This is a genomic window from Marinococcus luteus, from assembly GCF_900106595.1.
Taxonomy (GTDB): domain Bacteria; phylum Bacillota; class Bacilli; order Bacillales; family Marinococcaceae; genus Marinococcus; species Marinococcus luteus.
This window is the reverse complement of the sequence record NZ_FNNC01000002.1, coordinates 166,707-193,237: the sequence shown is the minus strand read 5'-3', so window position 1 is coordinate 193,237 and position 26,531 is coordinate 166,707. Positions and strand designations below refer to the sequence as shown.

Genomic DNA, 26,531 nt, shown 5'->3' with positions numbered 1-26,531 from the left:
TCCGGTGCTTTTTGTATGATTAATCTTCACCTTTTTTAATCGCACGACCCTGGAGGTCGTATTCGCGGTAGCCGGTGTTGGCTTTGAATAGTACTTTGTCGTAACGTCCGGATTCCGCCTCTTTGGAAACCAGGGTGCCAATCCAACCGCCAAGAAAGCCGAGCGGTACGGAGAGAATTGCCGGGTTTGTAAGAGGGAATATCGCCTGGGCGGCAATAAATGCACTGCCGTCAGGGTTCATGACGTTCGGGCTGATAATTACCAGGCCGACTGAGCTGATCAGACCGACTGCAATCGCGGTAATAGCGCCGTTCGTGTTAAAGCGTCTCCAGTAGATCGTGTACACAATAACCGGCAGGTTCGCACTGGCGGCCACACAGAAGGCGAGTGCCACGAGAAAGGCCACGTTTAAGTGTTGGGCAAAAATCGCAAGAGCAATGGAGAGTATGGCCACAGTCAGTGAAGCGGTACGGGCTGCGACCACCTGCTCACGCTCGGATACTTTCCCTTTTTTAATAATCTGTCCGTACAGGTCGTGAGCGAATGCACTGGCGCCGGACAGCACCAGGCCTGCCACAACCGCCAGAATTGTCGCGAACGCCACAGCGCTTACGAAGGAGAACAGCAGATCGCCGCCGAGTGCCTGGGCAAGAAGCGGTGCAGCCATGTTTCCGGCCGGGTTGGCAGCGATGATTTCCGAACGGCCGACAAAAATAGCAGCGCCAAAGCCTAAACAGACTGTTAAGAGATAAAATATACCAACGATCCAGGTAGCGGTAACAACCGAGCTCCGGGCTGTCTTCGCGTCTTTAACAGTGAAAAAGCGCATAAGAATGTGTGGAAGTCCGGCTGTACCAAGCACGAGCGCAATCATGAGTGATAGTGAATCGAGTGGCAGGTTATCCTGCTGCCCCGGGTTCAGAAAATTGGTTCCTGCAGGTGTTGCCTGGCCTGCTTCCCGGAACATGGCAATGATGTTGAAGTTAAACTGCCACAGCACCATGATGGAAATAATCAGTGTACCAATCATGAGTAGTACAGCTTTCGTAATTTGTACCCAGCTGGTGGCAGTCATTCCGCCAAACAGCACATAGGTTGTCATCATGACACCTACGAGAATAACGGCCCAAATGTATGGAATTCCAAACAATAACTGAATTAACGCGCCGGCTCCGACGAGCTGGGCAATCATGTAGAAAATAACAATGGTTATCGTGCTGAAGGCTGCGGCCCCGCGGATTTTTTTCGCGTCAAAGCGGGCGTTCAGCATATCAGCGAGCGTAAACTGACCCAGGTTACGAAGCGGTTCGGCTACGATAAACATAACGACGAGGTACGCTACTAAGTAACCGATACTGAACAGAAAGCCGTCAAAGCCGTATAAGGCGATGGCGCCGGCGATCCCGAGAAAGGAAGCGGCCGATAAGTAGTCCCCTGAAATGGCGAGGCCGTTCTGCCAGCCGGTCAGTCCGCCGCCGGCGGTGTAGAAGTCACTGGCCGAGCTGGTTTTTTTCGCTGAAAAATATGTTATGACGAGGGTAAGACTGACAATTGCCAGGAATAGGACTATAACTGTTACATTCATGAATGATCCCCCTTAGCTTTGCGTTCTTCTTCTTCGATGATAGCTTCGGCATCTTTATCAAATTTTGCAGATTTGCGTACGTAGAGGATACAGAGCGTCCAGGTCATGGCAAACTGCGCGAACGCGAGGATCCACGCCCAGGTGATTGGCCCAATTGCTGAGTTGTTCAACACATCTGAGGTAAGAATTAAGACCGGAAGAGCTAAGTAAAATAGCAGGAAGAACACCGTTAAAGGGGCGATGAATTTTCTTTTTTTCGACATGAGATTTTTAAAATCAGGGTTCTCCACGGCTTCGGAATATTTCACCCCGCCGCCCGAGGTAAAGGTTTCGTTAGTCGCACCAGACTCTTTTTTGACAGCCATATTTTTTCCTCCTTTATCAGATAAAATTCAGTCAGTGTGAGTAAGATAAAAGTATCGACGAAAACGACATGCAGCAGAAAGGAAGGAGATAAATTAAACTTATAATATGGAAGCGCTTCCGTCAATCGAAAATGTCAGAAAAAATCCAAAATTGTTGCATAACAGTACATAAGAAACCTAAATTAGTTCAAAATTACTAGTTAATAATTCCGGAGACAAAAAATCTTTCATGAAAATAGGCTAAGACCGCGTTATTCGTTATAATAAATCATGAATGAAAGGACGGGGTAAATGTGTGGGAAAAACAGTTTGAGAGTGAAAAATGGATCAAACAGCAAATCGCTCAGTTGTACAACAGTGTGAACCAGGAGATGTACGATGTTGGGGTAAAAACGTTAAAGGTGGAGCTGTTACAGCACAAGTGTATTATTTTTGGAGAGCACAAAAGAGTGCCTGCGCTGCGGGCGCTCGAACAGCGCAACGAAGCTCTGACCAGCCAGGTGGATGCGGCGCTGGTGGACGAATTCAAGAAGCGGCTGCATCATCTGCTGGTACAGGAGCTGAATCTGCCGGTACGCACTGTGCTGAAGGATTTTGATCCTGTATCAGGGGCTGCGGCGACCGTTGTTTACCTGGAAGAAAAAAAGAGTTAGATTATATGACATCTTTCCTTACAGCCAGTCTGGATATAAGTAAAATAAATACAAACAGTTAAGAAGAAGAACTGCTGTAGACCGGCAGCTCTTCTCTTTCCATCCAGACGGAAGCTTGATTCCTGTTAGACGGGAATGAAGAGGCCGGAGAAACGCAGGAGCAGATACCTGTGCCTTTCTCCGGCTTTTTTATAAAAGGAGCGAGATGCATGGACCATCTGCATGATATTATTCCGCAGCTTTCTGCAGACGAAAAACAAATACTGGCGACGATAACGAATGTGGAAGGATCAGCGTACCGCAAGGAAGGTACAACCATGCTGTTAAAAACAGACGGAAGCTCCGTGGGTATGCTGAGTTCCGGCTGTCTTGAAGGGGATCTGCATTACCGGATTGAAGACGTGCATGCTGATGGGACTCAAATAGTATCGTATGATATGCGGGGCTACGAAGAGCTGTCCTGGGGAGAAGGAACAGGATGCAACGGGGTGATTGAAGTACTGCTTGAGCCGGTAACGGAAGCACTGGCCGCATCTATGCGCAGCATGCACGCTTTCGTAAATCAGGGAGAAACCGTGCTGAGGTGGGCCACTACCGCTGAGAGCGGATGGTTCGTCTGCGGCAGGGAACCGGACAAACAGACAGAGGAGTTAGCCGTACAGGCAGCCGCGATGAAGCGCAGGAGCGGCCGTTCTTCCATTTCAGACAGCCGGGGTGAAAAAATATTTGTCCAGACGATCCGCCCGAGGCCGAGACTGTTTATTTTCGGTGCCGGATCGGATGCACGTCCGCTCGTACAAATGGCGGCGCGGTGCCGCTACGCGGTCACAGTTCTCGACTGGCGCCCGGACGCCCTCGAAACGGTAAATAATGAGGTGCCGGAGGCCGGAAGGGTGCTTGGATTTCCGCATGAATGGTGGACAGAAACGGCGTTCCGCCGCGGAGACATGGCGGTGATTATGACTCATCATTTTGAAAGGGACAGGGAAGTGCTGACGCATCTTTTGCAGCAGCCAATGGCGTATATTGGTGTACTCGGTTCAAAGATGAGAACGAAACGCCTGCTGCAGACAGAGGAGCTGCCGGAGATTGTTACAACTCCGATCGGTTTGTCCATTGGAGCAGAAGGGCCTGAAGAAATTGCGGTGAGCGTGGTCAGCCAGCTTATTGCCCTTCAAAACGCCGTAAAAACTGGAGAGGTGATGGCATGAAGACGGCAGTGATTTATTTAGCAGCAGGAAAAAGCTCCCGCATGGGCCACAACAAACTCGAAAAACCGTGGAAAAATACAACGCTTGGAAGCAGTGCGTTGCAGCAGGTGCTAAAGAGCAGTGCAGAGGAAGTTATTGTCGTGACGAATCAGTCTGTATGGATAGATAACAGAATATTCGAAAAAAACAAGCGTCCGGTACGTCTCGCAGCCTGTCCGCAGGCAGTGAAAGGACAGGCATATTCTCTCCGGGCTGGAGTGAACGAAGCGGCTCGTATCGGTGCGGAAGCGGTCCTTGTCGTACTTGCCGATCAGCCCGGCCTGACAGCGGAGACGATTGACCGGTTAATCGCGCAGGCGGAGGCAGAGGCGTGCGATTTCACCGGCATGTGGACCGGACGTCATTACCAGCCGCCTATGCTTTTTAAAAAACAGATGTTTGCTGCTCTGCAGAGGGTGGAGGGCGACCGCGGGGCTGCTTCTATTTTACGGAGTGCGCACACGTGGGCAGGAAGCCCGTACGTAGGCTTCCAAAAAGTCGAACAGCTTGACGTTGACACCGAGGAGGAATACAGATGGATGCTGCACACACAACAGTAACACCGGTGGTATGGATGCCGGAAACGGTACAGGAAGCTTATGCTCTGTATCAGGAGTATTTTCCTGATGCCGAATGGATCGCCGGGGGGACGTGGCGGCAGGTCGAACGGGAAAAAGGGAGGGCGTTTACCGGCAATGTGATCGTACTTGAGCGTATCTCCGGGCTCGCGTCTCTGCAGGAAGAAGAAAAGTACGTGCGGATTGGTGCCTGTATGACACTCGAACAGTTAATAGAGAATCCGGTCATTTCCCGGGAAATACTGGGGGAAACGCTTCGGCGGATTGCCGCTCCGGCTGTGCGTACGCGCGGCACCATCGGCGGCAACATTATGTACGGACACGGAGACGCCCTGCCGGCACTGATTGCGCTGCAGGCTGAGCTTGAAATTTGGAACGGGGAGTCATATGCCTGTATCCCGGTGGAAGAAGCAGCTTCCTATGACGGTGTGTTTTTATTAACAGCTGTGCTGCTGCCAAAAACGTTGGAAAAAGGTCCGGACGAAGTGCATTTTTTTGAAAAAATCGGGCGCCGGGAAGCATTCACCGCGTCGCTCCTTGCGGTGAGCGGCTGCATTCGCAGGCAGGGGGGCGGAAGTATAAGGGCGAGGCTTGCGTTAGTAGGCGGAAAGGACGCCCCGGTGCGGCTTCGCCGTGCAGAAGCATGTGTGGCCGAACCCGGATGGACGCCGGAATCGTTCTTCGAGGCGCTTGCAGCTGATTATCAGCCGGAGGATGAACCATTTTCTTCAGGAAACTACCGCCTGCAGGCGGCCGCTCATTTATTTTTATCCCACCTGTGGCTCGAAGATAAGGCAGAAAAGGGAGGCGTGCATAAAACATGAAACAGCCAGAATATCAGCGCCGTCCGGACGCTGTACCGAAAGTAACCGGATCCTTGAAATACTTAACCGACCGCTTTGAAGAAAATATGCTGATCGGCAAAGTGCTGCGAAGCGAATATCCGCATGCCCGTATTAAAAGAATCGATACGTCAGCGGCCGAAGCGCTTCCGGGCGTTCATGCGGTGCTGACACATCACGACGTACCGGGGTTAAACCGCTTTGGCATCGTCATGCCGGACCAGCCCGTATTTTGTGAAGACAGAGTACGCTACACGGGGGATGCAGTAGCTGCGGTGGCAGCAGAATCAGCTGAATCGGCAGATCAGGCGCTGGCAGCTGTAGTAGTGGAGTACGAGCCGCTGCCTGTGCTTGATTCGGTCGAAAAAGCGCTGACTCCCGAAGCGGAACAGCTGCACGAAAACGGGAACATCCTGCATGAAGCTTCCTATACGCGCGGGGATCTGCAACAGGGCTTTGCAGGGTGCACCTGTATTGTCGAAGAAACGTATCAGCTGCCCCGTCAGATGCACGGCTACATGGAAACGGAAGGCGGGGTGGTTGTCCCGGAAAGCGACGGGGGCATTTCCGTATACATGGCCACCCAGCACGGGTTTAAAGACCGTTTTCAGCTGTCGAGAATACTGGAGACTCCGGAAGAGAAGATACGCATCATTTCGAGTCCGATCGGCGGATCGTTTGGCGGCAAGGATGAGCTGAACCTGCAGCCGTACGGGGCGCTGCTGGCACTGAAAACAGGCCGTCCGGTCCGGGTGCATAACACCCGGGAAGAGTCGATACGGGCAGGATTGAAGCGTCACCCGATGGCGATTACGATGCGGACAGGCGCTGATGAAAGCGGACGTGTTCTCGCGCACGAAACGACCATTTATGCCGATACCGGGGCGTATGCTACACTCGGCCCGGCGATTCTGGAATTTGCTGTCGAGCATGCGAGCGGGCTGTATCCGATCCCAAACATTACGACCACCGGTGTTTCCGTGTTCACAAATAACGGGGTAGCCGGGGAGTTCCGCGGGTTTGGCGGTAATCAGGTAACGTTTGCGCTTGAGGGGCAGATGGACCGGCTGGCTGAAAAGCTTGGAATGGAAGGGACGAAGCTGCGTGCAAGGAATATGAGAAAGCCCTCAGACACCGGCCCGCTCGGCCAGGGAATTGCTCCGACGGACGGCGGACGGATGATACTTGAAGACGTCACCACCTGGCAGCAGCTGCCGCTGAGTAATGCGGGAGAAACCGCGTGGGTGAAAAACGGCCGGGGAGGCGCTGTCTCCATGCACGGAGGAGGTCTTGGCTACGGACGGCTGGACCCCTCCGGCGGGCGGCTTGCTCTCACGAAGGAAGGAAAGCTCGAGGCTGCTTTTGGATTTGAAGAGTGCGGCCAGGGCATTGTAGCCGTGATTGAAACGGTGATGAAAGGTACATTTTCCTGTAATGAAGAAGATATTGAAATCACGATCGGTGATACAAATAAAGTGCCGGTTTCGGGTTCAACGACCGCTTCACGCGGCACGAGTATGGTCTGGACAGCGGTGGAAAACATGAAGGCTTCTTTTCGCAGACAGCTGCTGATCGAAGCATCCAGAGTAACTGGGACGGCTGCAGCAGATTTATACCTGGGCGCAGGCGGTGTCCATAAAAGAGGGGCAGAGCCCTCGCTCTTTTTAAGCTACAAGGCGCTGGCGGAATATGTGCAGGACGGGGATATTGAGACACACACATCATTTGATTTTCCGGTGACACCGGATGAAATTGACTCCGGTCATTATTTGTATTCCTTCGGCGGTGTGAGCGCAGAGGTGGAGGTAAACCTTTTAACCGGTACCGTACGGGTGCTTGATTTGAAACAGTCTGTGTCCGCCGGTCCGGTCATGTATCCGCAAGGGTACCGAGGACAGATTGAAGGCGGCGGCATCATGGCGCTCGGATACACGTTGATGGAGGACGCCGTCATGCAAGAAGGTCGCTATCAGACGGAAAATTTCGATACGTATTTGATGCCGGGAGTAAAGGACCTGCCGGATAATGTGACGGTAAAGCCGCGTGAAGAAGTGATGGAAGGAGACATTCACGGGCCCAGGGGCGTCGGGGAAATAGGGACAATTGCAGTGGCACCGGCTATTGCGGAAGCTATTTATCAGGCCATTGGGGCCCGTCCGGAAAAGCTTCCTGTTTCAAGAGAGTGGGTACTGCAACAGATTCAGCAAAGGGGGCTTCTGCCTTGGAACAAACCAGAAAAGATTCCCGGAGGATAGAGCACCGGCAGGGCAAATATGCGTGCACCTTCCGCGTCAACGGAAAAGAGGTGAGTGTCGATGCGTCTCCCATGGACCGGGTCGTCGATCTTTTAAGAGACGGGCTGCATGAAACAGGCACGAAAATTTCCTGCGGTATCGGCCGGTGCGGAGCGTGTTCGATCTGGGTGGACGGTCGGCTCACAAGCTCGTGCCTGCTGCTGGCCTACCAGGTGGAAGGCAAAGAAGTAACGACCATTGAAGGCATGGGTACAGAGGAGCGCTGCAGTATAGTACAGGAAGCGTTTATGAACGAAGGGGGCTTTCAGTGCGGCTACTGCACGCCGGGCATGATTATGGCCGCAGAGTCGTTACTCCGGCACACGCCGGATCCGGACGATGAAGAGATCCGGGAAGGACTGTCCGGAAACATCTGCAGATGCACCGGCTACAGCGGCATTATCCGGGCGGTGAAAGCAGCCGCCGCCAATCTTCAGTAATAAATCAGGTCCGGGCTGCGTGCCCGGGCTTTTTGCATGCCTGTATAGATTAAAAAAACATACAAAAAGCCGGCATTCCCAAGTTGCCGGCTTCCCCCTGTTATATCTCTATTTATGTTACCTTCCGGAGTGGTATGACGGTTTTGTACCTGCGTGACACGGTGTCATAGGCCTGCAGAAGTCTTCGCATCACTTCCACTTTCTTCTCCGAGTCGACGCCCTGGTCCAGAATCGTACGGGATAAATCCATGAAACTCTGATGCGGATCATCAGAAGATTCAAGCAATTCCACATAAAGCGTCTCATTTTTCTCCGACACTGTCATTCGCCCCCTTAACACTTTTTACACCATTGTCGAAAGGAAAAGTTTATTACAACTACCGTACCACGATACAAATTTGGAAGAAATGCTAAATAAGTAACAATTCTCATTACAGACAGCGTGCTTGAGAGGTTTCCGGTCCGTTAAGAAAGAGAGCAAATGTATCACGCGTTTGCAATATTGTAATAAAATACATGCGTTAAATGCTTTAGTATCAACACTTCACTGTTTTGGAATAAAATGGGGAACGATAATTTTTTAAAAAGCGCTGCCGGGAACTAGGTCCCGCTTTCAAGAATAAAGCACTATCTTTTCCCCAGTCGTCTAAAAAACATGCTGATGTATAGATGAAAGGTGAAAATACTGGCATATAAGTGATTTTAAGCCATCATAACGAAGAGATTACGAGGAAAGTATTAAATATGCATTTTAAAGGACTATTTACCTGTTTTTACCTTTTTTCTATCTAAAAAATCAATAATCGGGGGGGGGGTTTTATCCGCATTTAACCGAAAAAAGAACTCTTTAGTTAAAATGTGCAAAAAATTTACAAATATTAGTGCTTTAGAAGAGGGAGCAGTAAAAGCAAGAATGCCGAAGCGGAGCGTTTCAAAGGAAATTCATATGATCGATATATATATAGTTATACTTAGTAATTAGAACATATAAATATATATAAAGAGTTGAATCCATCTTAACAGGTTTTTTCGCTTCCTATTCGAAATAACGCGTGCTAAAATGATTTTTGTGTGAAATTTTCGGTAGGGAAGGGGGAGAAATAATGGAATACATTTCGATGGCTTCATTGGCCTGGTTTATGGGGTTTTTTCCACTGTTTGAAATTTATATTGCAGTCCCTGTAGCGATGGGGGCAGGGTTTGATCCTGTATCGGCTGTTCTGTGGGCGGCCGTAGGAAACTTTATGGCGGTACCGACCGTGACGCTTTTTTACCGCCAGCTGGAGAGAGTCAGCTTTTTCTCCAATTGGATGGAAAAATTATCAGCTAACCGGTTCCGGGGTAAAATAGAGCAGTACGGAGGCTGGGTTATCCTGCTGCTGACGCCGATTGCGGGCGTCTGGGCCATCTCTGTGATTGCCAAAGCCATCGGTATGTCAAAGCGGACATTGTTTCTCTCCACTGGTACAAGTATTCTAATTTACGGTATTGCCATTGCCGGATCGATACAGCTTGGACTCGGCTGGTTTTAATATATGACGGTGCAAAAAAGCCGGCAGCACGCACAATGATGCGGCTGCCGGCTTTTTTTAGTTAAATCATTTCTTCGCGGCGGTGTTTGTTCCCGCGGCGGTTGATCTGCCAAATCCGGTAGAGATTGGTAACAACCACTTTTATAAGGGCGTACGCTGGTATCGCGAGAATCAACCCAAGCAGGCCGAACATGCTGCTTGCGAACAGCAGGACGAAAATGACGGTGACTGGGTGTACTTTAAGCACCCGTCCCATAACCTGCGGCGAGATCAGGTTGGATTCAAACTGCTGTATAACTACTACACCAATAATAACAAACAAGGCAGTAATTGGAGCGTCGAATAGAGCTACTACGACTGCTGGTATGGTGCCGATAAACGGTCCGATGAACGGGACAAGATTGGTCAGCATGCAGATGATGCCGAGAATGAGCACGTAATCGAGACCGATAATCCAGAACAGAATCATGGAAAGAATACCTACGATAAAGCTGACAGTAATCTGTCCCTGAATATAATTGGCAAGTGCGCGGTCCATATCCTGTAAAATCTTGTGTACCTCCGGACGGTGCTCACGGTCCACAAATTTCAGCATAAAGCCTGGAAGCTTGTGGCCTTCGCGCAGAATATAGAAAAGAACAAATGGAATAACAAACAGGATAACAAAGAAGCTGACGATGGCGCTCCCTATTGTTACTATCGTAGAAACAAGTGAATCCGTAATCGTGCTGGCCGAATTCTGCAGCTGGGAGCCAAGAGAGTCCATAGAGATGTCATTTCCCTGCATGATTGGCTGCACGGCCGGGTGGTTCTGGTTGTTCATAATAAAGGACTGTACCTGCTCAAAGTACCGGGGAATCTGGTTGATCAGCTGATTAAACTGGCTTGCAATTATCGGGCCGATTAAATTTACAATCAAAACAATGACGCCGACAAGCACACCGTACAAAAGCAGAATAGACAATGAACGGGGTATGTACTTGGAAAGCAGAGTTACAAACGGCCGGAACAAATAGCTTAAAATTCCGGAAATGATAATAGGAGCGGCGAGCGTTCCTACTAATACGAATAATGGCTGAAAAATATAGTCTACCTGCCGGGCCATGAAGGCGATGACTAAAAAGACCAGTATACCTAAAGAGACACGAAACCATTTGTATTGATACATGTTTTACAATCACCACTCTTTTCTTATATAAGGAATAAACGAAAATCAGGACGTTTGTACACCTTCCCTTCATTATACAGCCGGAAACATAAAACTTATTCATGATTTTCCAAAAAACTATAAGAACATAAAAAAGCACCCGTCCCGAATGGGAACAGGTGCCGGAGCCTGCTTTACTGAGTGGCGGAAGTGGCAGAAAGTTCTTTTAATTCCGGAGTCAGCACTTCTTCAGTTTCCGGGCTGAAGAAATGGCAGCGGTCCATGTTGAAGAAAAGGTCGAGTTTATCGCCGGCATGGATACTGCTGTTTGCATCGACCCGGGCAATAACCTGCTTGCCATTTACACTTGTGTAGAGCATAGACTCTGCCCCGTTCATTTCAGCTACTTCAATATCGAGACTCAGTTTATTTTTCGACGACGTCGTTCCGCCCATCACGTGGTGGATATCTTCCGGACGAATGCCGAAGGTAACTTTCTCATCAGCGAATCCGCGGTCGCGAAGTGTCTGTAATTTGTTTTCTGGAATCTCGAGCTTGTGTTCGCCCAGCTCAAGCGTGGAGCCATTAATTTTTCCTTCCAGGAAGTTCATAGCCGGGGATCCGATGAAACCGCCTACAAAAACGTTCGCAGGATGATCGTATACTTCCTTAGGAGACCCAACCTGCTGCACGACGCCGTCTTTCATAATTACGATACGGGTCGCCATCGTCATAGCCTCTGTCTGGTCGTGCGTTACATAAACCGTCGTGCTGTTTAAGCGGCGGTGAAGCTTAATGATTTCTGTACGCATCTGCACACGCAGCTTCGCATCCAGATTGGAAAGCGGCTCATCCATCAGGAATACTTTAGGATCGCGGACAATGGCACGTCCAAGAGCAACACGCTGACGCTGCCCACCGGAGAGCGCTTTTGGTTTACGGTCAAGATAGTCTGTCAGCCCGAGAATATCGGCTGCGTTTTTCACACGCTGATCAATATCCTCTTTTTTGAACTTACGGAGCTTCAAGCCAAAAGCCATATTGTTGTATACGTTCATGTGCGGATACAGGGCATAGTTCTGGAACACCATTGCGATATCGCGGTCTTTTGGAGAAACGTCGTTGACGCGCTCATCTCCGATGTATAAATCGCCGCCCGTAATGTCTTCGAGCCCGGCAATCATGCGGAGAGTAGTGGATTTCCCGCAACCGGACGGGCCGACGAATACGATAAATTCCTTGTCCTCGACATCAAGATTAAAGTCATCTACTGCAGTAACGTCACCATCGTATGTTTTTGTAATGTGATTCATGCGGATACCAGCCATAATAAGTTCGCTCCTTTTGAGGAAGGTTTATGTTATCTGTTGTTCATATTAAAGAAAACGCTTTCAGATTAATATAGACAACCTGAACAAAGTTAACAAAAGAAACATTGTGCAAGGTGAATAGAAAAGCGGAGGAGCCTTGTCTAACCGCGACAGGTACTTCCCAGACGTGCAGGGCAGCCTGCTGCCCGAAGTCGGATGGAAAGTAACCCCGAGCGGCTAGGCTCCGGAGCTGGACAGATAGAAAAGCGGAGGGTGTTTGATCACCATCCCTGACGGCTCGACGGTTTCAGGCGGATTGAGACGAAGTCGCAAACGCTCTGAAATCACGAACGGAGAGGGATGGTAACACCCGAAGCTGGACAGAGAAAAGCGGAGGTTTTTAAGGATGTTCGACTAAAACCGCTACGTCCTGCAGCAACGTCGAACTGACCCGCGTCGTACGGGCCCTAGCTGCGCAAAAATCCGCCTTCGGAGTGAATCACCTGGCCGACGATCCAGTCCGACTCGTCCGAAAGCAGAAAGGCAATGGCTTTGGCTGCGTCTTCCGGATGCCCGATCCGGCCTTTACTGAATTTTTTCGACAGTTCTTTTTCCATGGCGGGGTCCATCCATCCGGTGTTGGTCGGGCCGGGATTGACAGCATTAACGTTGATATCATACGGGGCGAGCTCGGCAGCAAGGGATTCGGTGAATGCCCGAACCGCTGCTTTCGTAGATACGTAGGCGATTTCGTTTACCATAGGTCCGAGATCCTGCCCGGAGGTCAGGTTTACGATTTTTCCGCTGATGCCAAAATCAATCCACCGCTGGGCGATTTTCGTGGTAAGCAGAAAAGGAGTACGCATATTAACATAATAATGCTCGTCAAGCGATTCCCCGTTCAGGCGCTCGTAGCTGTCGTTGGCCGAATAGGCAGCGTTATTGACGAGCGCGGTCGGAAACAGCGGCAGTTCGTTCAGCTGATCGATGAGTTCATCCGGCGCGCCCGGATTTGAGAAATCGGCTTCGATATAATAAATTTCGATGCCGCGATTTTCGAGATGCAGTTTAAATTCTGCCGCCCAGTCGATGTCTGAGCCCCATGTAGTGAAAATAATATTTTCCCCGCGCTCGGCAAGCAGACGGCAGACGGCAGCACCGATTCCCTTATCATGGCTTACTCCGGTTACTAGTGTTGTCATTGTATCGTCCTCCTTGAGCTTCTCTTCTTTTAAATATGAAGGAAAGGCGCCGATAAAGTAAACTAAAAACTAGTTTGCAGAAGAGGATTTTTCTGCTAAAATAATAAAAAATGTTTGTGATCACAGATCACAAAGGAGCGAGTACTGTGAATCAACCGTCTTTGCACGTCTCAACGTTACGTACAGAAGTATACAAACTGCTGAAACAGCAAATTATTCAGGGGGAGCGGCGGCCCGGCGAGAAGGTGACTATCCGGAAGATTGCGGAGGATTTTGGGGTGAGCACGATGCCGGTCCGGGAAGCGATCACGACGCTTAAAACAGAAGGGTTTCTGTTTGAAGAAAAGCGGAGTGTCTATGTGAGCCGCTTGTCTGCCAGTGAAGTCCGCGAGTTGTTTGCCATCCGCAATAAACTCGAAGAATTGGCGGTGGCATGGGCCTTTGAACAGATGAATGAAGAGAACCTGCGAAGGCTGCGGGAGCGAATCACAGAGATGGACCGGCACGCTTCGGAACCTGTGGAGTGGAGGAAGCAGAATCGGTTGTTTCACCAGACCTGGTACGAGGCTTCCGGCTCCGAACCGCTGATAAAATCGCTCGAATACGTATGGAGCCGGATTGAAGCGTACATGAACATCTATACAAACATTGATTCAGACGTGCATTCGATCCATATGTCTCAGGAAGAACACAAGCAGATGCTTGCTCTGCTGCAGGAGAATAAACGCGAAGAACTGCTTCGGCTGAACGGCGAGCACGCGGAAAAAACTGCCGAGGCTATTATTCAAGCCATTTCCGAGGAGGATTCGACAAATGAATAAACAGGAAGCGTTTATGAATAAGAAGCTGAGACTTGAACCCGCAATGAATGGAAGTCTTTCGGGATATACATTTGCAGTGAAAGACGTGTTTGCGATTCACGGCGAAAAAACGTCTGCGGGCCATCCGGAATGTCTTCGAACCCATCCGGAAAACACAGCTACTGCACCGGCGATTGAACGCCTGCTCCGAAGCGGGGCTGCGCTGACCGGAACGACCATCAGCGATGAATTAATGTACAGCCTGCACGGCGACAATGTGCATTACGGCATGCCGGTCAATCCGGCCGATCCGGAAGCAATACCGGGCGGGTCCTCGAGCGGGTCGGCATCAGCGGCAGCATCCGGCAGCGTCGATGCTGCCCTTGGCACTGACACAGGCGGCTCGGTGCGCGTGCCCTCGTCCTACTGCGGCCTGTACGGCATACGTCCGACGCACGGAGCCGTATCGCTTGAGGGAGTCGTTCCGCTTGCTCCAAGCTTTGACACCGTCGGCTGGATGAGCAGAGACCCCGAAGTTCTACAGCAGGTGGGAGAGGCGCTGCTTCCGGCGGGAGAGGAAGAAACCCCGTACCGGACAATCTGGTGGGAGGAAGAGGCGTGGGCAGACTACGCCGATGAGTACAAGCAGACGCTTGGAAGGGTGTTTTCCGCAGTGCAGGCGCAGGCAGAAACGCTAAATGAAAACAGGCTGGCTGAGGATTCGCTCGCAGAATGGGCCGAAGTGTTCCGGCTGCACCAGGCGGTGGAAATTGGAGAAATGCACCGGGAATGGATCCGGGAGCACAAACCGACGTTTGGGCCCGGCGTCCGGGACCGGTTTTCATTTGCGACCGATACCCGGCGGCAGAATTACCCTCATATATTTGAAAAACGGAAACAAATGCAGGACGAGGTGCAGCGGAGGCTCGGAAAAGACACGGTGATGGTTATTCCGACCGTGCCCGGGCCGGCCCCGAAAATTCAATCCGGGGAAGATGATATCCAGGCGGTGCGGAAACGTACGATGCAGCTGACCTGTATTGCGGGTATCGGAGGGCTGCCGCAGGTGACCATTCCGGTGGAAAGGCCGGGGAAAGCCCCGCTCTCGATTTCGATTATCGCGGGCCGTCATGACGACCGCCGGCTTCTGTCATTTGTTCAACACGTCGTCCGTCATCTTCAAAACACTGATTTATAAAGGGAGCGATTGTCATGATTTCATTTGATCCGCACCATCATCCATATGCATCCTACCGCGCGCCGACATACGGTAAAAAAGGCATGGTCGCCACGTCGCAGCCGCTTGCTTCCCAGGTCGGTCTCGACATTTTAAAAAAAGGAGGCAATGCTGTGGATGCAGCCGTCGCTGTAGCAGCAAGCCTGACTGTGCTCGAGCCGACATCCAACGGCATTGGCGGTGACGCCTTTGCGCTCGTCTGGATGGACGGCGAGCTCCACGGGCTGAACGCCAGCGGCTACGCACCGGAGGAGCTTTCCATCGACGGACTGTACAAAGACGGCTACGATGAGATGCCAAAGCGGGGGCCGGTGCCGATTACCGTGCCCGGGGCTCCGGCCGCCTGGGCCGAGCTGTCGCGTGCTTTCGGGAAGCTTCCATTCTCTGAGTTGATCGCTCCGGCTGTAGCTTACGCCGAGGAAGGCTATCCGGTAGCGTCTATGCTCGCAACGCTGTGGGCCTCTGCCTTTGAGACACTGGAAAAAGAGCTCGATCCGACAGTGTTTGCCGACTGGAGCCGGGTGTTCGCTCCGGAGGGCCGCACACCGGCTGCGGGAGAGCTGTGGAGCTCCAGGGAGCATGCAGAGACGTTAAAGGAAATTGCTGAAACAAATGCAGAATCCTTTTACCGTGGAGATCTGGCGAAAAAAATAGACACCTATATGAAAGAGCAGGGCGGCTATCTGCGCTCCAAGGATCTGGCATTGTACAAGCCGGAGTGGGTGAAGCCAATCTCGGTGCATTATAAAGGATATGACGTCTGGGAAATCCCGCCGAACGGCCAGGGGATTGTTGCTTTAATGGCCCTGAACATATTAAAAGGATATGATTTTCAGGAGCGTGACAACATCAACACCCTTCACCATCAGATGGAGGCGATGAAGCTTGCGTTTGTGGACGGAGAGAAGTATGTCGCCCAGCCGGACGCCATGACCCGGACCACCGAAGAACTGCTCTCGGATGCTTACGGAGAGGCCCGGCGCGGTGAAATTGGCAGCGAAGCGAAGGTGCCCGAAGCAGGAGACCCAAGTAGCGGAGGCACAGTGTATCTTGCCACTGCCGACGGGGAAGGCAATATGGTGTCGTTTATCCAAAGCAATTACATGGGATTCGGCTCAGGAATGGTCGTGCCGGATACCGGAATCGCTCTGCATAACCGGGCGCACAATTTTTCCATGAATGAAAAGCACGCCAATGGACTCATGCCCGGAAAACGTCCGTATCATACGATCATTCCCGGCTTTTTGACGAGGGGGGGCGACCCCGTGGGTCCGTTCGGGGTGATGGGGGAATTCATGCAGCCTCAGGGCCATATGCAGATGATCATGAATACCATTGATTTCGGCCTTCATCCGCAGGCCGCCCTCGATGCACCAAGGTGGCAGTGGAAGCGGGATACGCTGATTACGGTGGAGCCTGACTTCTCCAGGGCAGCCGCTCAGGCGCTGAGCCGGAAAGGCCACACAGTGAAAATAGAAACAGAATCCTCGAGCTTTGGCCGCGGACAGATTATATGGAGAGACCCGGAAACCGGAGTGCTCTGCGGAGGCAGTGAATCCCGAACAGACGGAAACGTAGCTGCCTGGTAATAAAGAGAGAAGAGGTGGAAGTGATGCAGTGGAAAATTTTTCTGGCCTTTTTCCGGGTCGGTATTTTTGGCTACGGGGGAGGCCCGGCGTCGATTCCGCTCGTGCAAAAAGAAGTGGTGGAGCACTATAACTGGATGACCGACGAGGAGTTTGGCGATACACTCGCGATTGCCAACACGCTGCCCGGGCCGATTGTTACCAAGCTTGCCGGCTACATCGGCTACAGCCGCGGCGGCATTCTGGGAGCGCTGAACGGGGTGGCGGCGATCGTCGCCCCGACGGCATTGTTAATGATTTTGTTTTTCAGCATCTTGTCCCAATACCGGGACGCTTCGTGGGTAAGCGGCCTGGCAAACGGAGTACTGCCCGTAGTGACGGTACTGATGGGAGTGCTGACATGGGGGTTTATTAAAAAATCCGGCGGCGACCTGGGCTGGACAAAGACGATTGCATTTATTATCGGGGCGGCTGTGGTGCTTGGCGTACTCGGCGTGCACCCCGCGATCGTCATTGCAGTGCTTCTGATTGCAGCACTGGTGCAGAAGGACCCTGCTAAACGAGAGGAGGACACCTCCACGTGATTTACTTAGAGGTTTTTATGGCGTTCTTTATCCCGGGGATTCTCGGCTACGGCGGCGGGCCGGCCTCCATTCCGCTTATCCAGCACGAAGTCGTGAACCGGTACGAATGGATGAGCGTGAGTGAATTCAGTGAAGTGCTGGCCATCAGCAACGCCCTGCCGGGGCCGATTGCCACAAAAATGGCCGGCTACATCGGGTATGAAGTCGCCGGCTGGCCAGGGCTTGCTGCCGGTCTGTTCGCGACCGTCGCCCCGTCGTTAATCTTAATGATCGTACTTATGGGTTTTTTATACAAATACCGGCATTCCCCGAAGGTAAAACGGCTCACGGCCTACGTGCGCCCGGTCATCGGAGTGCTGCTCGGCATATTAACGCTGCAGTTTTTTACCAATGCCTGGGAGGGTGCGGGCGGCTGGCAGACAGCCGGCATGCTTGTAGCAAGCTACCTGCTGCTTGAAAAGACGAAGCTGCATCCCGCGCTGGTCATTGTGCTTGCGATCATCTATGGCATTTTGTTTTTAGGATGACGGAGCTGGAGGAAGAACAGCCTGCATGGATAATAAAAATCCCTGAAAATAACTGTCGGTTCCGGTGATGCTCCACCCGGCCTGTTCAATGTACGAACGGGTGGGACGGTCGAGATGGCAGCCGTCGCAAAAATGCTTCCATACCGGGGTTATACTGTGCTGCAGCTGGGCTGCGGCTGGGTGAGACATTTGCACATGCTCGAGAAAATAGGCTGCGGCGCCTGGTTTACACACCCGTTTTAATTCCTGCAGTACCTGAAGAGGGTCCTCTACAGAACAGAGCACAAGCGTACAGACAAGACTGTCAAAAGTATTGTCTTCGAAAGGCAGCCGTTCAGCTGACGAGCCGAGCGTGCGGATAGGAACCCGGGCGTGCAGCTGCGCCGGAATAGACTGCTTGCGCATCCGGTCGTTTGGCTCGATGGCAGTTACTTTTGCGGCTGCCCGGTAGTAAGGAAAATTTGCTCCGGGACCGGATCCGGTTTCAAGGACATGTCCGGATAGAGACGGAATATGTTTTTGCCGGAGTGCAGAAAGAAATTGTTTTTCCACCGGCTGCATGACCGGAGTATACAATAGAGGAAACATGTTCATCGTACCGCCGCCAATCTTTGTTTTTTTTATAGTATAACAAAACCACCCTCTGCCGTGCAGAAGGTGGTTTTCTGTATTTAGGAGGAGTGAAGGGAGGCATTCGGATGGGACACAATGCAGGTCACATTGCCGTCGATCGTAAAGTCGGTCACGTGATTCGGGACGAGAAAATGGTCGCCTTTTTGAATTGGGGCGCTGTCGGTCAGGTTATCGACAGTACCGCTGCCCTCAATGACGCTGCAGAGCAGAAACGGAGCTTCGCATGTGAACGAAGCTGTACCGTGCATCTCCCATTTGTAAACGGAAAAGTAGTCTGCCTCCACAAAGGTAGTGACTTCTGCCTCGCCGTCGGACTGAACGGCAGGCTCCACTTTAGCATCCTCATGAGGGAAATGAGTCACGTCGAGGGCCTGCTGCAGATGAAGCTCCCGCTTTTTTCCCTCGTTATCAGTCCGGTCGTAATCATAGACGCGGTAGGTGACATCCGAGTTCTGCTGGGTTTCTAAAATGAGCACGCTTTCGCCAATGGCGTGCATCGTGCCGCTCGGTACGTAAACAAAATCCCCGGGCCTTACCGGCACTTTTCGTAAGAAAGCGTCCCATTCGCCGGCAGCAATGAGTTCTGTTGCCTCCGAGCGGCTGTCGGCATTGTGCCCGAGTACGAGCTCCGCGTCTTCATCGCAGTCAATCACGTACCAGCACTCGGTCTTGCCGTATTCGCCGTTTTCGTTAGCGGAGGCGTACCGATTGTCCGGATGCACCTGCACCGAAAGATCCTTGGCCGCGTCGAGAATTTTCGTTAACAGCGGAAAGCGGTCGCCTTTTAACGAACCGAACCATTCCCGTTTATCCTGCCAGAGATCCAGGAGCGTTTTGCCTTCGTAGGAGCCGTTCGCTACAATGCTTGAACCGTTTTGATGGGCGGCAAATACCCAGGCTTCACCGGTCGATGCTGAGGGGATGTTGTAATTAAAATGAGTATGTAATTTATTTCCACCCCAAATGCGTTCCTGAAAAATTGGTTGAAAAAAGATAAATTGATCCATGTTCAGCCTCCGTTTATAGTTGTGTCTCTTGTTTAATATGACAAAGAGCAGAATGCTTTGCAATTCCTGCGTGGATGTTTATGAAAATCCGTACATAAATTTATTCCGGCTTCAGCGGAAATACGACCCGCGGACTGTTCCATTATAGGATATAGTAAAGGTATAGAAAACGGGGAGGGGAGCAGAGCATGGAACGGACACTTGGCATGTGGTACCGGAAAGACGGTACGCAGATGGAATATACCATTTGTGGGACTGGGGAGCCGGTGCTGGTGATGCATGGAGGGCATTCCAATTGCATGGAGGAGATGGGGTATGCACCGCTCGTGAGGCGGGGGTACAGGTTAATTACGCCTTCGCGGCCCGGGTACAGGGCCACAAGCGCTGAAATCGGAGGCTCCCTGGAAAGCGCTGCAGAAGCCTACGCCGGTCTGCTTGATTATTTGCAGATAGAGTCTGTTCATGTGCTTGCCGTTTCCGCCGGAGGGCCGAGCGGGTTGATGCTTGCTTCAGCTTATCCTGAACGGGTGCGCACATTAACGCTCGAGTCGGCCGTCACCACCAAGTGGCTGACGAAAAAGGATGCTGCCTACAAAGCGGCAATGGTGCTGTTTCGGCCGAAAGTGGAAAAAGGCACATGGGCGCTGTTGAGAATGGCTGTCAAAAAAAGACCGGAAATGATATTTAAACAAATGGCCGCATCGTTCAGCACGCTTTCGTATGAACATATTCGTCAGGAAATAAACAGCCGGGCACTACAGGAATTTGCCGGAATGATAGCAGGTCAGCGGTCCGGAAAGGGTTTTCTGATTGATGTGAACACAAAGGCGGCAGAAGAGATGTGGACGTCGATTCATGCACCGGTGCTTATTGTACACAGTGAACATGACGCGTCGGTGCCGGTCCAGCATGCGCACCAGGCTAAACGCTTAATGCCTCAGGCGGAATTAACTATTCTGGAATCGTGGGGGCATCTGATCTGGATCGGATCAAAAGCACAGAATAGAGATCATGCAGTGTTAAATTTTTTAAAAAAGAACCGGCTGTAAAAAAATACGAACGTATGTTTTTGCAGCAATTGAAAAGAAGTCCGGGCAGGCCGTCAATGCTATGATAAACAGAAAGGAGACAGCTGAGAGATAACGAATAAGGAGGAGACAAGCGATGGATAGCAAGGCGGAGGAACAGAGAGCGGCTGTTGTCGTCAAAGGTCTGGTGAAAACGTTTGGAACGACCCGGGCAGTGGACGGGATTGACCTGGAGGTGCCAAAAGGAACGGTGTATGGCGTGCTCGGTCCAAACGGAGCGGGGAAAACGACGGTCCTCCGCATACTTGCGACCCTTCTCCAGCCCAGCGAAGGCCGGGCAAGTGTGTTTGGACATGAGGTGGTGGAAGGGGCGGCGTTCATACGAAAGCGGATCAGTATGACAGGCCAGTTTGCTTCCGTGGATAAAGACTTGTCAGGCCTTGAGAATCTTCATTTAATCGGTCGCTTGATGGGATTCACACGAGCCCGGGCAAAAGTCCGGGCGCACGAGCTGCTGCACGCCTTCGGGCTTGAAGAAGCCGCAAAAAAGCAGGTGAAGCAGTACTCCGGAGGAATGCAGCGAAGGCTTGATATCGCTGCAAGCATTGTTGTAACGCCAGATTTGCTGTTTCTGGATGAGCCGACCACAGGCCTTGATCCAAGAAGCCGCAACCAGGTGTGGGAGATTGTACGGACGCTCGTGAGCACAGGAACAACGGTGCTGTTAACAACCCAGTATTTAGATGAGGCCGATCAGCTGGCGGACCGGATCGCGGTGATTGATCAGGGAAAAGTAATCGCAGAAGGCACGAGCGGTGAACTGAAGGCATCAGTAGGAACGGGCAAGGTTCATATTCGTCTTCAGGATCCGGCCCAGCGGCCGCTCGCTGCGCAGCTGCTGCAGCAAAAGCTGGGTACTGCTGTAAATTATTCCTCCAGCGCTTCGGGGCTGACCGCCCAGGTGGCAGAGAATAATCTGGCGGTTCACATGCTGGAGGAATTAGATAAGGCCGGCATCGCTGTCTCTGATTTTTCTGTTGGCAAACCGAGTCTGGATGAAGTATTTCTTACGCTGACTGGACGATCAGCCGAACGGGCTGAAGAAATGGAGGCGGAAGCATGAACAAAAAACAGGCTCCTCTCAGCCAGCAGGAGGCGCTTCGGACCGCAGTGTCGACCAGTGAACGTCCAAAAAATGCAGGCCCGGTCTCAGCGTCGCTTACATTTGGCGGAAGAATGCTTCTGAAAATCAAATATGTGCCTGAGCAGCTGTTTGATATTACTGCTTTTCCAATCATCTTTCTTCTGATGTTCACCTATTTATTCGGCGGCGCTATTGCCGGGTCAACAGAAGCCTATCTGCAGTTTGTGCTGCCGGGGGTGCTCGTTCTCACTGTGGTCATGATTACGATGTACACAGGCATCGAATTGAACAACGATATTACAAAAGGCGTATTTGACCGTTTCCGGACGCTGCCGGTATGGAGGCCTTCGGTTCTTGTAGGCGCGCTGCTCGTGGATCTTGTCAGGTATTCGATCGCATCTGCGATTATGATTACGCTAGGCTTTATCCTCGGCTTCCGGCCGGAGGGAGGGGTGGTCGGCGTGTTGCTTGGCGTAGCTGTACTGCTCGTGTTTGCCTTCAGCCTTTCCTGGATTTGGACGACACTCGGCATCGTGATGAGATCTGAAAAGTCTCTGATGGGAGTAAGCATGATGGTGTTGTTTCCTTTAACGTTTATCAGCAACGTATTTGTTGATCCTGAAACAATGCCCACGTGGCTTCAGCCACTGGTGGAAATCAATCCGGTTTCCCTGCTTGTTGTGGCTGTGCGTGGATTTATGGGAGGAGAGGCTGCCCTTGCCGAAGTGGGATGGGTGCTTTTGGTTTCATTTTTATTAGTTCTCATATTCGCACCGCTGACTATGTATCTGTACTATAAAAAATAAGTGGGCGTTCTTTGAATACAGTGTCGGCATGCCCACGTTTAAACCACCCCTCAATCAAAGGGGTGTTAATACCTGGGCCTAATAATGAATATAATAGAGCAGGGGTGGATAAATGAAAACCATTGTGTATACAAAATACGGGCCTCCCGAAGTCCTTCAGTTCAAAGATGCAGAAAAGCCTGTGCCTAAGGAAAATGAAATACTGATAAAAGTAAAAGCGACCACTGTAACAGCAGCAGACATTCGTGCACGGAGTTTCACTGTTCCTCTTTCGGTCTGGGTGCCTGCCCGAATAGTGCTGGGTGTGAGAAGACCGAAAAATGAGATACTCGGTATGGAGTTAGCTGGAGAAGTAGAGTCAGCAGGAAAAGAGGTCACTCGATTTAAGAAAGGCGACCGAATTTTTGCCGCTTCCCTGATGGGTTCTGGTGCTTACGCCGAGTATAAGTGCCTGCCTGAAGACGGGCCTGTATGTCTTAAACCCAGTAATTTATCTTTTGGAGAAGCCGCAGCTATTCCGATAGGGGCGAGTGCCGCACTGTTTCATCTCGAGAAAGCGGACATTCAGAAGGGACAGAAGGTGCTTGTCTACGGTGCTTCCGGGAGTGTAGGGAGCTACGCCGTCCAAATTGCCAAGTATCTTGGAGCCGTGGTTACAGGGGTGTGCAGCACGACGAACCTGGAATTGATAAAATCCCTCGGTGCTGATAAGGTAATTGATTACACCAACGAAGATTTTTCCAGTGAAGGAGAGACTTATGACGTTATTTTTGAAGCGGTAAACAAGAGTTCATTTTCAGCTTGTATGAAATCGCTAAAGAAGGGCGGCACCTATATAAATGTCACTGTCCCGCTGCCGGATGTTAGAATGCTGTGGACGAAACTTACAAGCAGCAAAAAAATAATTTTGGCTCAAAATTCACGGGAAAACGCCGAAGCTCTCAACTTCCTCAAGAAACTTGTGGAGACGGGGGAGTTAAAGGTGGCCGTGGATAGGTACTATGAATTTGAAGAAGTAGTGGAAGCTCACCGATATGTGGAGAAAGGACACAAAAAGGGAAACGTCATCATCAATGTAGCACACAACGAAAATACTCAATAAATGAAGCGGTTAATTATAGGTGGTTCAGGTAAATTAAACCGTTGAGGCTTAGTATTGTTAATAACCCTCACGCTGCTTAATACCAGCAGAAAGCTTTCATAAAACTTTTTTAAAAAAAATATTTTTTGACATTTTGCTGACACACAAACCACTTATAGTAATAAATGTAGAGGCCGCCATGGCTTATAACACTCCCGCGCCGCACCAGGATCAACTTCTTTAGACAGCGGAGTGAAAGCCGGCTTCTGATACAGTTGCCACGTAAACGGCATCGAATCATCATTTTCCTCCGCCCTATATTTGCTGCATTGTCGAAAGGGAAAGTGCATCAAATAACTGGCACATATGAAGAAAAGGTGAGGATATGCAGCTTACTGGTTCCGGGACCTTAGATATGTTGACCCCCCTAGAACAACGATTGATCGTCCTGTAACTGCAGAAGAAGCCAAAAAGCCATGTGGATACGATGGCCCTATGCAAACAATCCAATTGTGTTTTAGCTGGGTGTTATTACTCGGCTTAAGAGCTGCACTCACTCGGGTGGTGCACTCTTCATGGAATTACCCCCTAGATTCATATAGCTGTACGCCCTCGTTCCCCCGCGAGGGTCTTTTTTTTGTACCGGGCCGCAGGGATACCCCATTTGTTCCTGCGCTTCGTTGATTTATAATGAAAGTACATAGGGAAAGGAGAGAGCATGCATGAGCTCGATTCTTGTAATTGAAGACGAAACATCGATCAGTCAGGTGCTTCGGGCCTACCTTCAGAAGGCAGGGTTTGAAGTGACCCAGATATATGAAGGAAACGAAGCCGTGGAGACGTTTGACCGCGGGACGTTTGATTTAGCCTTAATTGACGTTATGCTCCCGGGCCGGGATGGCTGGGAGGTGCTTGAACATATCCGGAACACAAGCGACTGCCCGTGTATTATGCTGACCGCCCTCGGGGACGTGGACTACCGTTTAAAAGGATTTGAGGGAGGAGCGGACGACTACATTCCGAAGCCTTTTGAAGGCGATGAAGTGGTGGCCCGTGTTCAGGCTGTACTCCGGCGCAGCGGTAAAACAGACTCTCCAGCAGAAGAAGAGCAGTATCTTAAACGGTTCGGAAGTCTTGTCATTGATGAAAAGGCCTACGCCGTGACGCTGAACGGCCTGCAGCTTGATCTGACCCCGCGGGATCTGTCGCTGCTTATTTTTCTGAGCAATCACCCGAATCAGTTTTTTGACCGGGAGCAGTTAATTTCCCACGTGTGGGGCATTGATTACGAAGGGAGCGACCGCGCGGTGGACCTGGCCATCAAGCGGATCCGCCGGTCACTGAAAAACTGGCCGGTGGAAGAAGGAGAAATCCGAACGCTCCGGGGAGTGGGGTATCAGCTCAGTGTTAAAGAGGAATAACGATAAAAAAGTTTCGCTGCTCCGCTACTGGACGACGCGCTATTTTATTACGCTTTGCATCGGCTTGATTATCATTGGCCTGATTTCATTTTTTTGGCTCCGGTCCTATAATCTCGAACGCGGGCTGAACGTTACCTCCTTCCTGGCGGATGAAATTTCGGAGGATTTAGCCGGAACAGAAGATAATTCGATTGGCTTAAACGCTGATCTCGCATCATACGTGCGTGAGCGCCAACAGGCGTTTGATATTGAAACGGAGCCGCTTGTATACGTTGTGGACAATAATGGAAACATTGTATCCAACTCTTTATTTGGGAATTCGCTGTACCAGGAGCCTGTCGTGTTCCCGGATTCATTTCTCGATTCCGGCCCGCAGACTGTAAGGATTGAGCAGGGAAACCAGGCGCAATATCTGGTGAAATCACGAATTGGGGGGGATGATGGCTCATTCGAAGGATGGGTCGTCATTGTACAGCCGGCCGATTCACTGGTAAGAGTCGGCGGCCAGTATCAACTGGTCGGTATCCTGCTGGTGAGTCTGGCTTTGCTGGGGTGGCTCACGATTTACATTCTTTCCAAACGGCTGCTCCGCCCGATCAAGCAAATTGCTGAAGCCTTTCAGCGTGTAAAGGAAGAAAAGTATGCCATTCGTATTGATACCGAGGCGAAGGAGCGGGAGATCGATGAGCTGGTTACCGGCTTTAATGACATGACGACGAGACTCGGACAGCTTGAAAGCATGCGGACCGAGCTGCTTGCCGGTGTCACCCATGAATTGAAAACGCCGGTTACTTCTATCAGTGGGATGGTGCAGGCGGTCAAAGATGATGTAGTGACCGGGGATGAGGCGAAGGAATTTTTGAGCGTGACGCTGGCTGAAACGGGCAGGATGCGGAACATGATTGCGGATCTGCTTGAGTTTAACACCTTCTCCTCGCAGGGTGTGCCGACAGACATGCAGTCGTTGACGCTGGAGTCGCTCCTGAATGAGGTCATCCACCAATGGTCGATTTCCAATGACACGGACCGTCTGGATATTCAAAAGCAGTATGGTGAAAAAACGCACGCGGTTTATACTGACCCGATGCGCTTCCAGCAAATTATGGTCAACCTTTTGAATAATGCGAATCAGGCAATGAAGAAGGAAGGGACACTGACCATCCGGTGCGGTGAAAAAAACGATCACATGGTGGCTATTGAAGTGATAGACAGCGGTATTGGTATTGATGAGGAGGAGCAGCTGCTCGTATTCGAGCGCTTCTACCGGGGAGAAAATAAAAAGTATAATGTGCACGGGCTCGGCCTGGGGCTGCCTTTCAGTAAATTAATCGCCCAGGGGCTTGGCGGTGACCTGTATCTGCAGTCGAGCCGGCCGGAAGAGACAGTATTTGTATTTGAACTGCCGCAGGACGTGCCGGGCGAGGAGACCAATCGTGAAAAACAAACGGATGTAATGTAAAAATCCTCTGTTTGACTTTT

Annotated in this window: 26 protein-coding genes; 18 read left to right on the top strand and 8 right to left on the bottom strand. The window is 51.1% G+C overall.

The genetic code is table 11. From position 1 onward, the window contains the following. Window positions 1–19 precede the first annotated feature (19 nt). Both BLV22_RS06370 and BLV22_RS06365 read right to left on the bottom strand, forming a co-directional pair. Window positions 20–1,585, bottom strand: a complete 1,566-nt coding sequence (locus BLV22_RS06370) for a solute symporter family protein (RefSeq protein ID WP_091612772.1) — start codon at window positions 1,583–1,585, stop codon at window positions 20–22. Beyond that, the gene (locus tag BLV22_RS06365) at window positions 1,582–1,950 is read right to left on the bottom strand and encodes a DUF485 domain-containing protein (RefSeq protein WP_091612769.1); all 369 of its coding nucleotides are present in this window, start codon (window positions 1,948–1,950) and stop codon (window positions 1,582–1,584) included. The genes BLV22_RS06370 and BLV22_RS06365 overlap by 4 nt, the downstream gene beginning before the upstream one ends. A gap of 293 nt (window positions 1,951–2,243) precedes the next feature. Between BLV22_RS06365 and BLV22_RS06360 the strand changes: the two genes are divergently transcribed. The 6 genes from BLV22_RS06360 (at window position 2,244) to BLV22_RS06335 (ending at window position 8,007) form a co-directional block, all read left to right on the top strand. Further along, window positions 2,244–2,603, top strand: coding sequence for a Na-translocating system protein MpsC family protein (locus tag BLV22_RS06360; RefSeq protein WP_091612766.1), 360 nt, complete (start codon window positions 2,244–2,246; stop codon window positions 2,601–2,603). A gap of 209 nt (window positions 2,604–2,812) precedes the next feature. Beyond that, window positions 2,813–3,814 carry an XdhC family protein gene (locus tag BLV22_RS06355; protein ID WP_091612764.1) on the top strand — a complete coding sequence of 334 codons (1,002 nt, stop codon included), beginning with the start codon at window positions 2,813–2,815 and terminating at the stop codon, window positions 3,812–3,814. Beyond that, a complete protein-coding gene (locus BLV22_RS06350) occupies window positions 3,811–4,413 on the top strand; it encodes a nucleotidyltransferase family protein (RefSeq protein ID WP_091612761.1) in 603 nt (200 codons plus the stop codon). Before BLV22_RS06355 ends, BLV22_RS06350 begins: the two co-directional genes overlap by 4 nt. Then, a complete protein-coding gene (locus BLV22_RS06345; RefSeq protein WP_091612758.1) occupies window positions 4,389–5,255 on the top strand; it encodes an FAD binding domain-containing protein in 867 nt (288 codons plus the stop codon). The genes BLV22_RS06350 and BLV22_RS06345 overlap by 25 nt, the downstream gene beginning before the upstream one ends. Continuing rightward, window positions 5,252–7,528 (top strand): xanthine dehydrogenase subunit D, encoded by a 2,277-nt coding sequence (gene pucD, locus BLV22_RS06340; protein ID WP_091612755.1) that lies wholly within the window; start codon window positions 5,252–5,254, stop codon window positions 7,526–7,528. The genes BLV22_RS06345 and pucD overlap by 4 nt, the downstream gene beginning before the upstream one ends. Next, the gene (locus tag BLV22_RS06335) at window positions 7,525–8,007 is read left to right on the top strand and encodes a (2Fe-2S)-binding protein (RefSeq protein ID WP_425433798.1); all 483 of its coding nucleotides are present in this window, start codon (window positions 7,525–7,527) and stop codon (window positions 8,005–8,007) included. Before pucD ends, BLV22_RS06335 begins: the two co-directional genes overlap by 4 nt. Window positions 8,008–8,119: 112 nt before the next feature. Here the strand turns inward: BLV22_RS06335 and BLV22_RS06330 are convergent, their stop codons facing one another. Beyond that, window positions 8,120–8,326: a hypothetical protein gene (locus tag BLV22_RS06330; protein WP_091612753.1), complete on the bottom strand. Its 207-nt coding sequence runs from the start codon at window positions 8,324–8,326 to the stop codon at window positions 8,120–8,122. Window positions 8,327–9,110: 784 nt separating this feature from the next. Here BLV22_RS06330 and BLV22_RS06325 point away from each other — a divergent pair. Continuing rightward, entirely contained in the window at window positions 9,111–9,539 is a 429-nt protein-coding gene (locus tag BLV22_RS06325; protein WP_091612750.1) for a small multi-drug export protein, read from the top strand. Between the two features lie 61 nt (window positions 9,540–9,600). On the opposite strand, the gene BLV22_RS06320 is transcribed toward BLV22_RS06325, so the two are convergent. From BLV22_RS06320 to BLV22_RS06310, 3 genes are all read right to left on the bottom strand, one after another. Next, window positions 9,601–10,707 carry an AI-2E family transporter gene (locus BLV22_RS06320; RefSeq protein WP_091612747.1) on the bottom strand — a complete coding sequence of 369 codons (1,107 nt, stop codon included), beginning with the start codon at window positions 10,705–10,707 and terminating at the stop codon, window positions 9,601–9,603. Between the two features lie 173 nt (window positions 10,708–10,880). Further along, a complete protein-coding gene (locus tag BLV22_RS06315) occupies window positions 10,881–12,014 on the bottom strand; it encodes an ABC transporter ATP-binding protein (RefSeq protein ID WP_091612744.1) in 1,134 nt (377 codons plus the stop codon). Between the two features lie 449 nt (window positions 12,015–12,463). After that, window positions 12,464–13,198, bottom strand: coding sequence for an SDR family oxidoreductase (locus BLV22_RS06310; RefSeq protein ID WP_091612742.1), 735 nt, complete (start codon window positions 13,196–13,198; stop codon window positions 12,464–12,466). Window positions 13,199–13,344: 146 nt separating this feature from the next. On the opposite strand from BLV22_RS06310, the gene BLV22_RS06305 reads away from it, so the two are divergent. The 5 genes from BLV22_RS06305 to BLV22_RS06285 are packed head-to-tail and all read left to right on the top strand — an operon-like array spanning window position 13,345 to window position 17,932. Continuing rightward, on the top strand, window positions 13,345–14,019 hold the full coding sequence (locus BLV22_RS06305) for a GntR family transcriptional regulator (RefSeq protein ID WP_176967680.1): 675 nt from the start codon (window positions 13,345–13,347) through the stop codon (window positions 14,017–14,019). Further along, complete coding sequence (locus BLV22_RS06300) at window positions 14,012–15,196, top strand: amidase (protein ID WP_091612736.1); 1,185 nt, start codon at window positions 14,012–14,014, stop codon at window positions 15,194–15,196. Before BLV22_RS06305 ends, BLV22_RS06300 begins: the two co-directional genes overlap by 8 nt. A 14-nt stretch (window positions 15,197–15,210) precedes the next feature. Continuing rightward, window positions 15,211–16,824, top strand: coding sequence for a gamma-glutamyltransferase family protein (locus BLV22_RS06295; protein WP_245724032.1), 1,614 nt, complete (start codon window positions 15,211–15,213; stop codon window positions 16,822–16,824). A 23-nt stretch (window positions 16,825–16,847) separates the two neighbouring features. Continuing rightward, entirely contained in the window at window positions 16,848–17,405 is a 558-nt protein-coding gene (locus BLV22_RS06290; RefSeq protein WP_091612734.1) for a chromate transporter, read from the top strand. Further along, on the top strand, window positions 17,402–17,932 hold the full coding sequence (locus tag BLV22_RS06285) for a chromate transporter (RefSeq protein ID WP_091612731.1): 531 nt from the start codon (window positions 17,402–17,404) through the stop codon (window positions 17,930–17,932). The genes BLV22_RS06290 and BLV22_RS06285 overlap by 4 nt, the downstream gene beginning before the upstream one ends. Here BLV22_RS06285 and BLV22_RS06280 read toward each other — a convergent pair. Continuing rightward, window positions 17,924–18,526 (bottom strand): class I SAM-dependent methyltransferase, encoded by a 603-nt coding sequence (locus BLV22_RS06280; protein WP_091612729.1) that lies wholly within the window; start codon window positions 18,524–18,526, stop codon window positions 17,924–17,926. The genes BLV22_RS06285 and BLV22_RS06280 overlap by 9 nt on opposite strands. A 77-nt stretch (window positions 18,527–18,603) precedes the next feature. Next, entirely contained in the window at window positions 18,604–19,572 is a 969-nt protein-coding gene (gene manA / locus BLV22_RS06275) for a mannose-6-phosphate isomerase, class I (protein ID WP_091612727.1), read from the bottom strand. 188 nt (window positions 19,573–19,760) lie between these two features. Between manA and BLV22_RS06270 the strand changes: the two genes are divergently transcribed. The 6 genes from BLV22_RS06270 (at window position 19,761) to BLV22_RS06245 (ending at window position 26,511) form a co-directional block, all read left to right on the top strand. Beyond that, window positions 19,761–20,621, top strand: coding sequence for an alpha/beta fold hydrolase (locus tag BLV22_RS06270; RefSeq protein ID WP_245724031.1), 861 nt, complete (start codon window positions 19,761–19,763; stop codon window positions 20,619–20,621). Between the two features lie 115 nt (window positions 20,622–20,736). Continuing rightward, window positions 20,737–21,723: an ATP-binding cassette domain-containing protein gene (locus BLV22_RS06265; RefSeq protein WP_091612724.1), complete on the top strand. Its 987-nt coding sequence runs from the start codon at window positions 20,737–20,739 to the stop codon at window positions 21,721–21,723. Next, window positions 21,720–22,550, top strand: coding sequence for an ABC transporter permease (locus tag BLV22_RS06260; RefSeq protein WP_091612721.1), 831 nt, complete (start codon window positions 21,720–21,722; stop codon window positions 22,548–22,550). The genes BLV22_RS06265 and BLV22_RS06260 overlap by 4 nt, the downstream gene beginning before the upstream one ends. Before the next feature lie 112 nt (window positions 22,551–22,662). Further along, window positions 22,663–23,652: an NAD(P)-dependent alcohol dehydrogenase gene (locus BLV22_RS06255; RefSeq protein ID WP_091612718.1), complete on the top strand. Its 990-nt coding sequence runs from the start codon at window positions 22,663–22,665 to the stop codon at window positions 23,650–23,652. A 701-nt stretch (window positions 23,653–24,353) separates the two neighbouring features. After that, window positions 24,354–25,052, top strand: a complete 699-nt coding sequence (locus BLV22_RS06250; protein ID WP_091612716.1) for a response regulator transcription factor — start codon at window positions 24,354–24,356, stop codon at window positions 25,050–25,052. Beyond that, a complete protein-coding gene (locus BLV22_RS06245; RefSeq protein WP_091612712.1) occupies window positions 25,036–26,511 on the top strand; it encodes a HAMP domain-containing sensor histidine kinase in 1,476 nt (491 codons plus the stop codon). The genes BLV22_RS06250 and BLV22_RS06245 overlap by 17 nt, the downstream gene beginning before the upstream one ends. Window positions 26,512–26,531 lie beyond the last annotated feature (20 nt).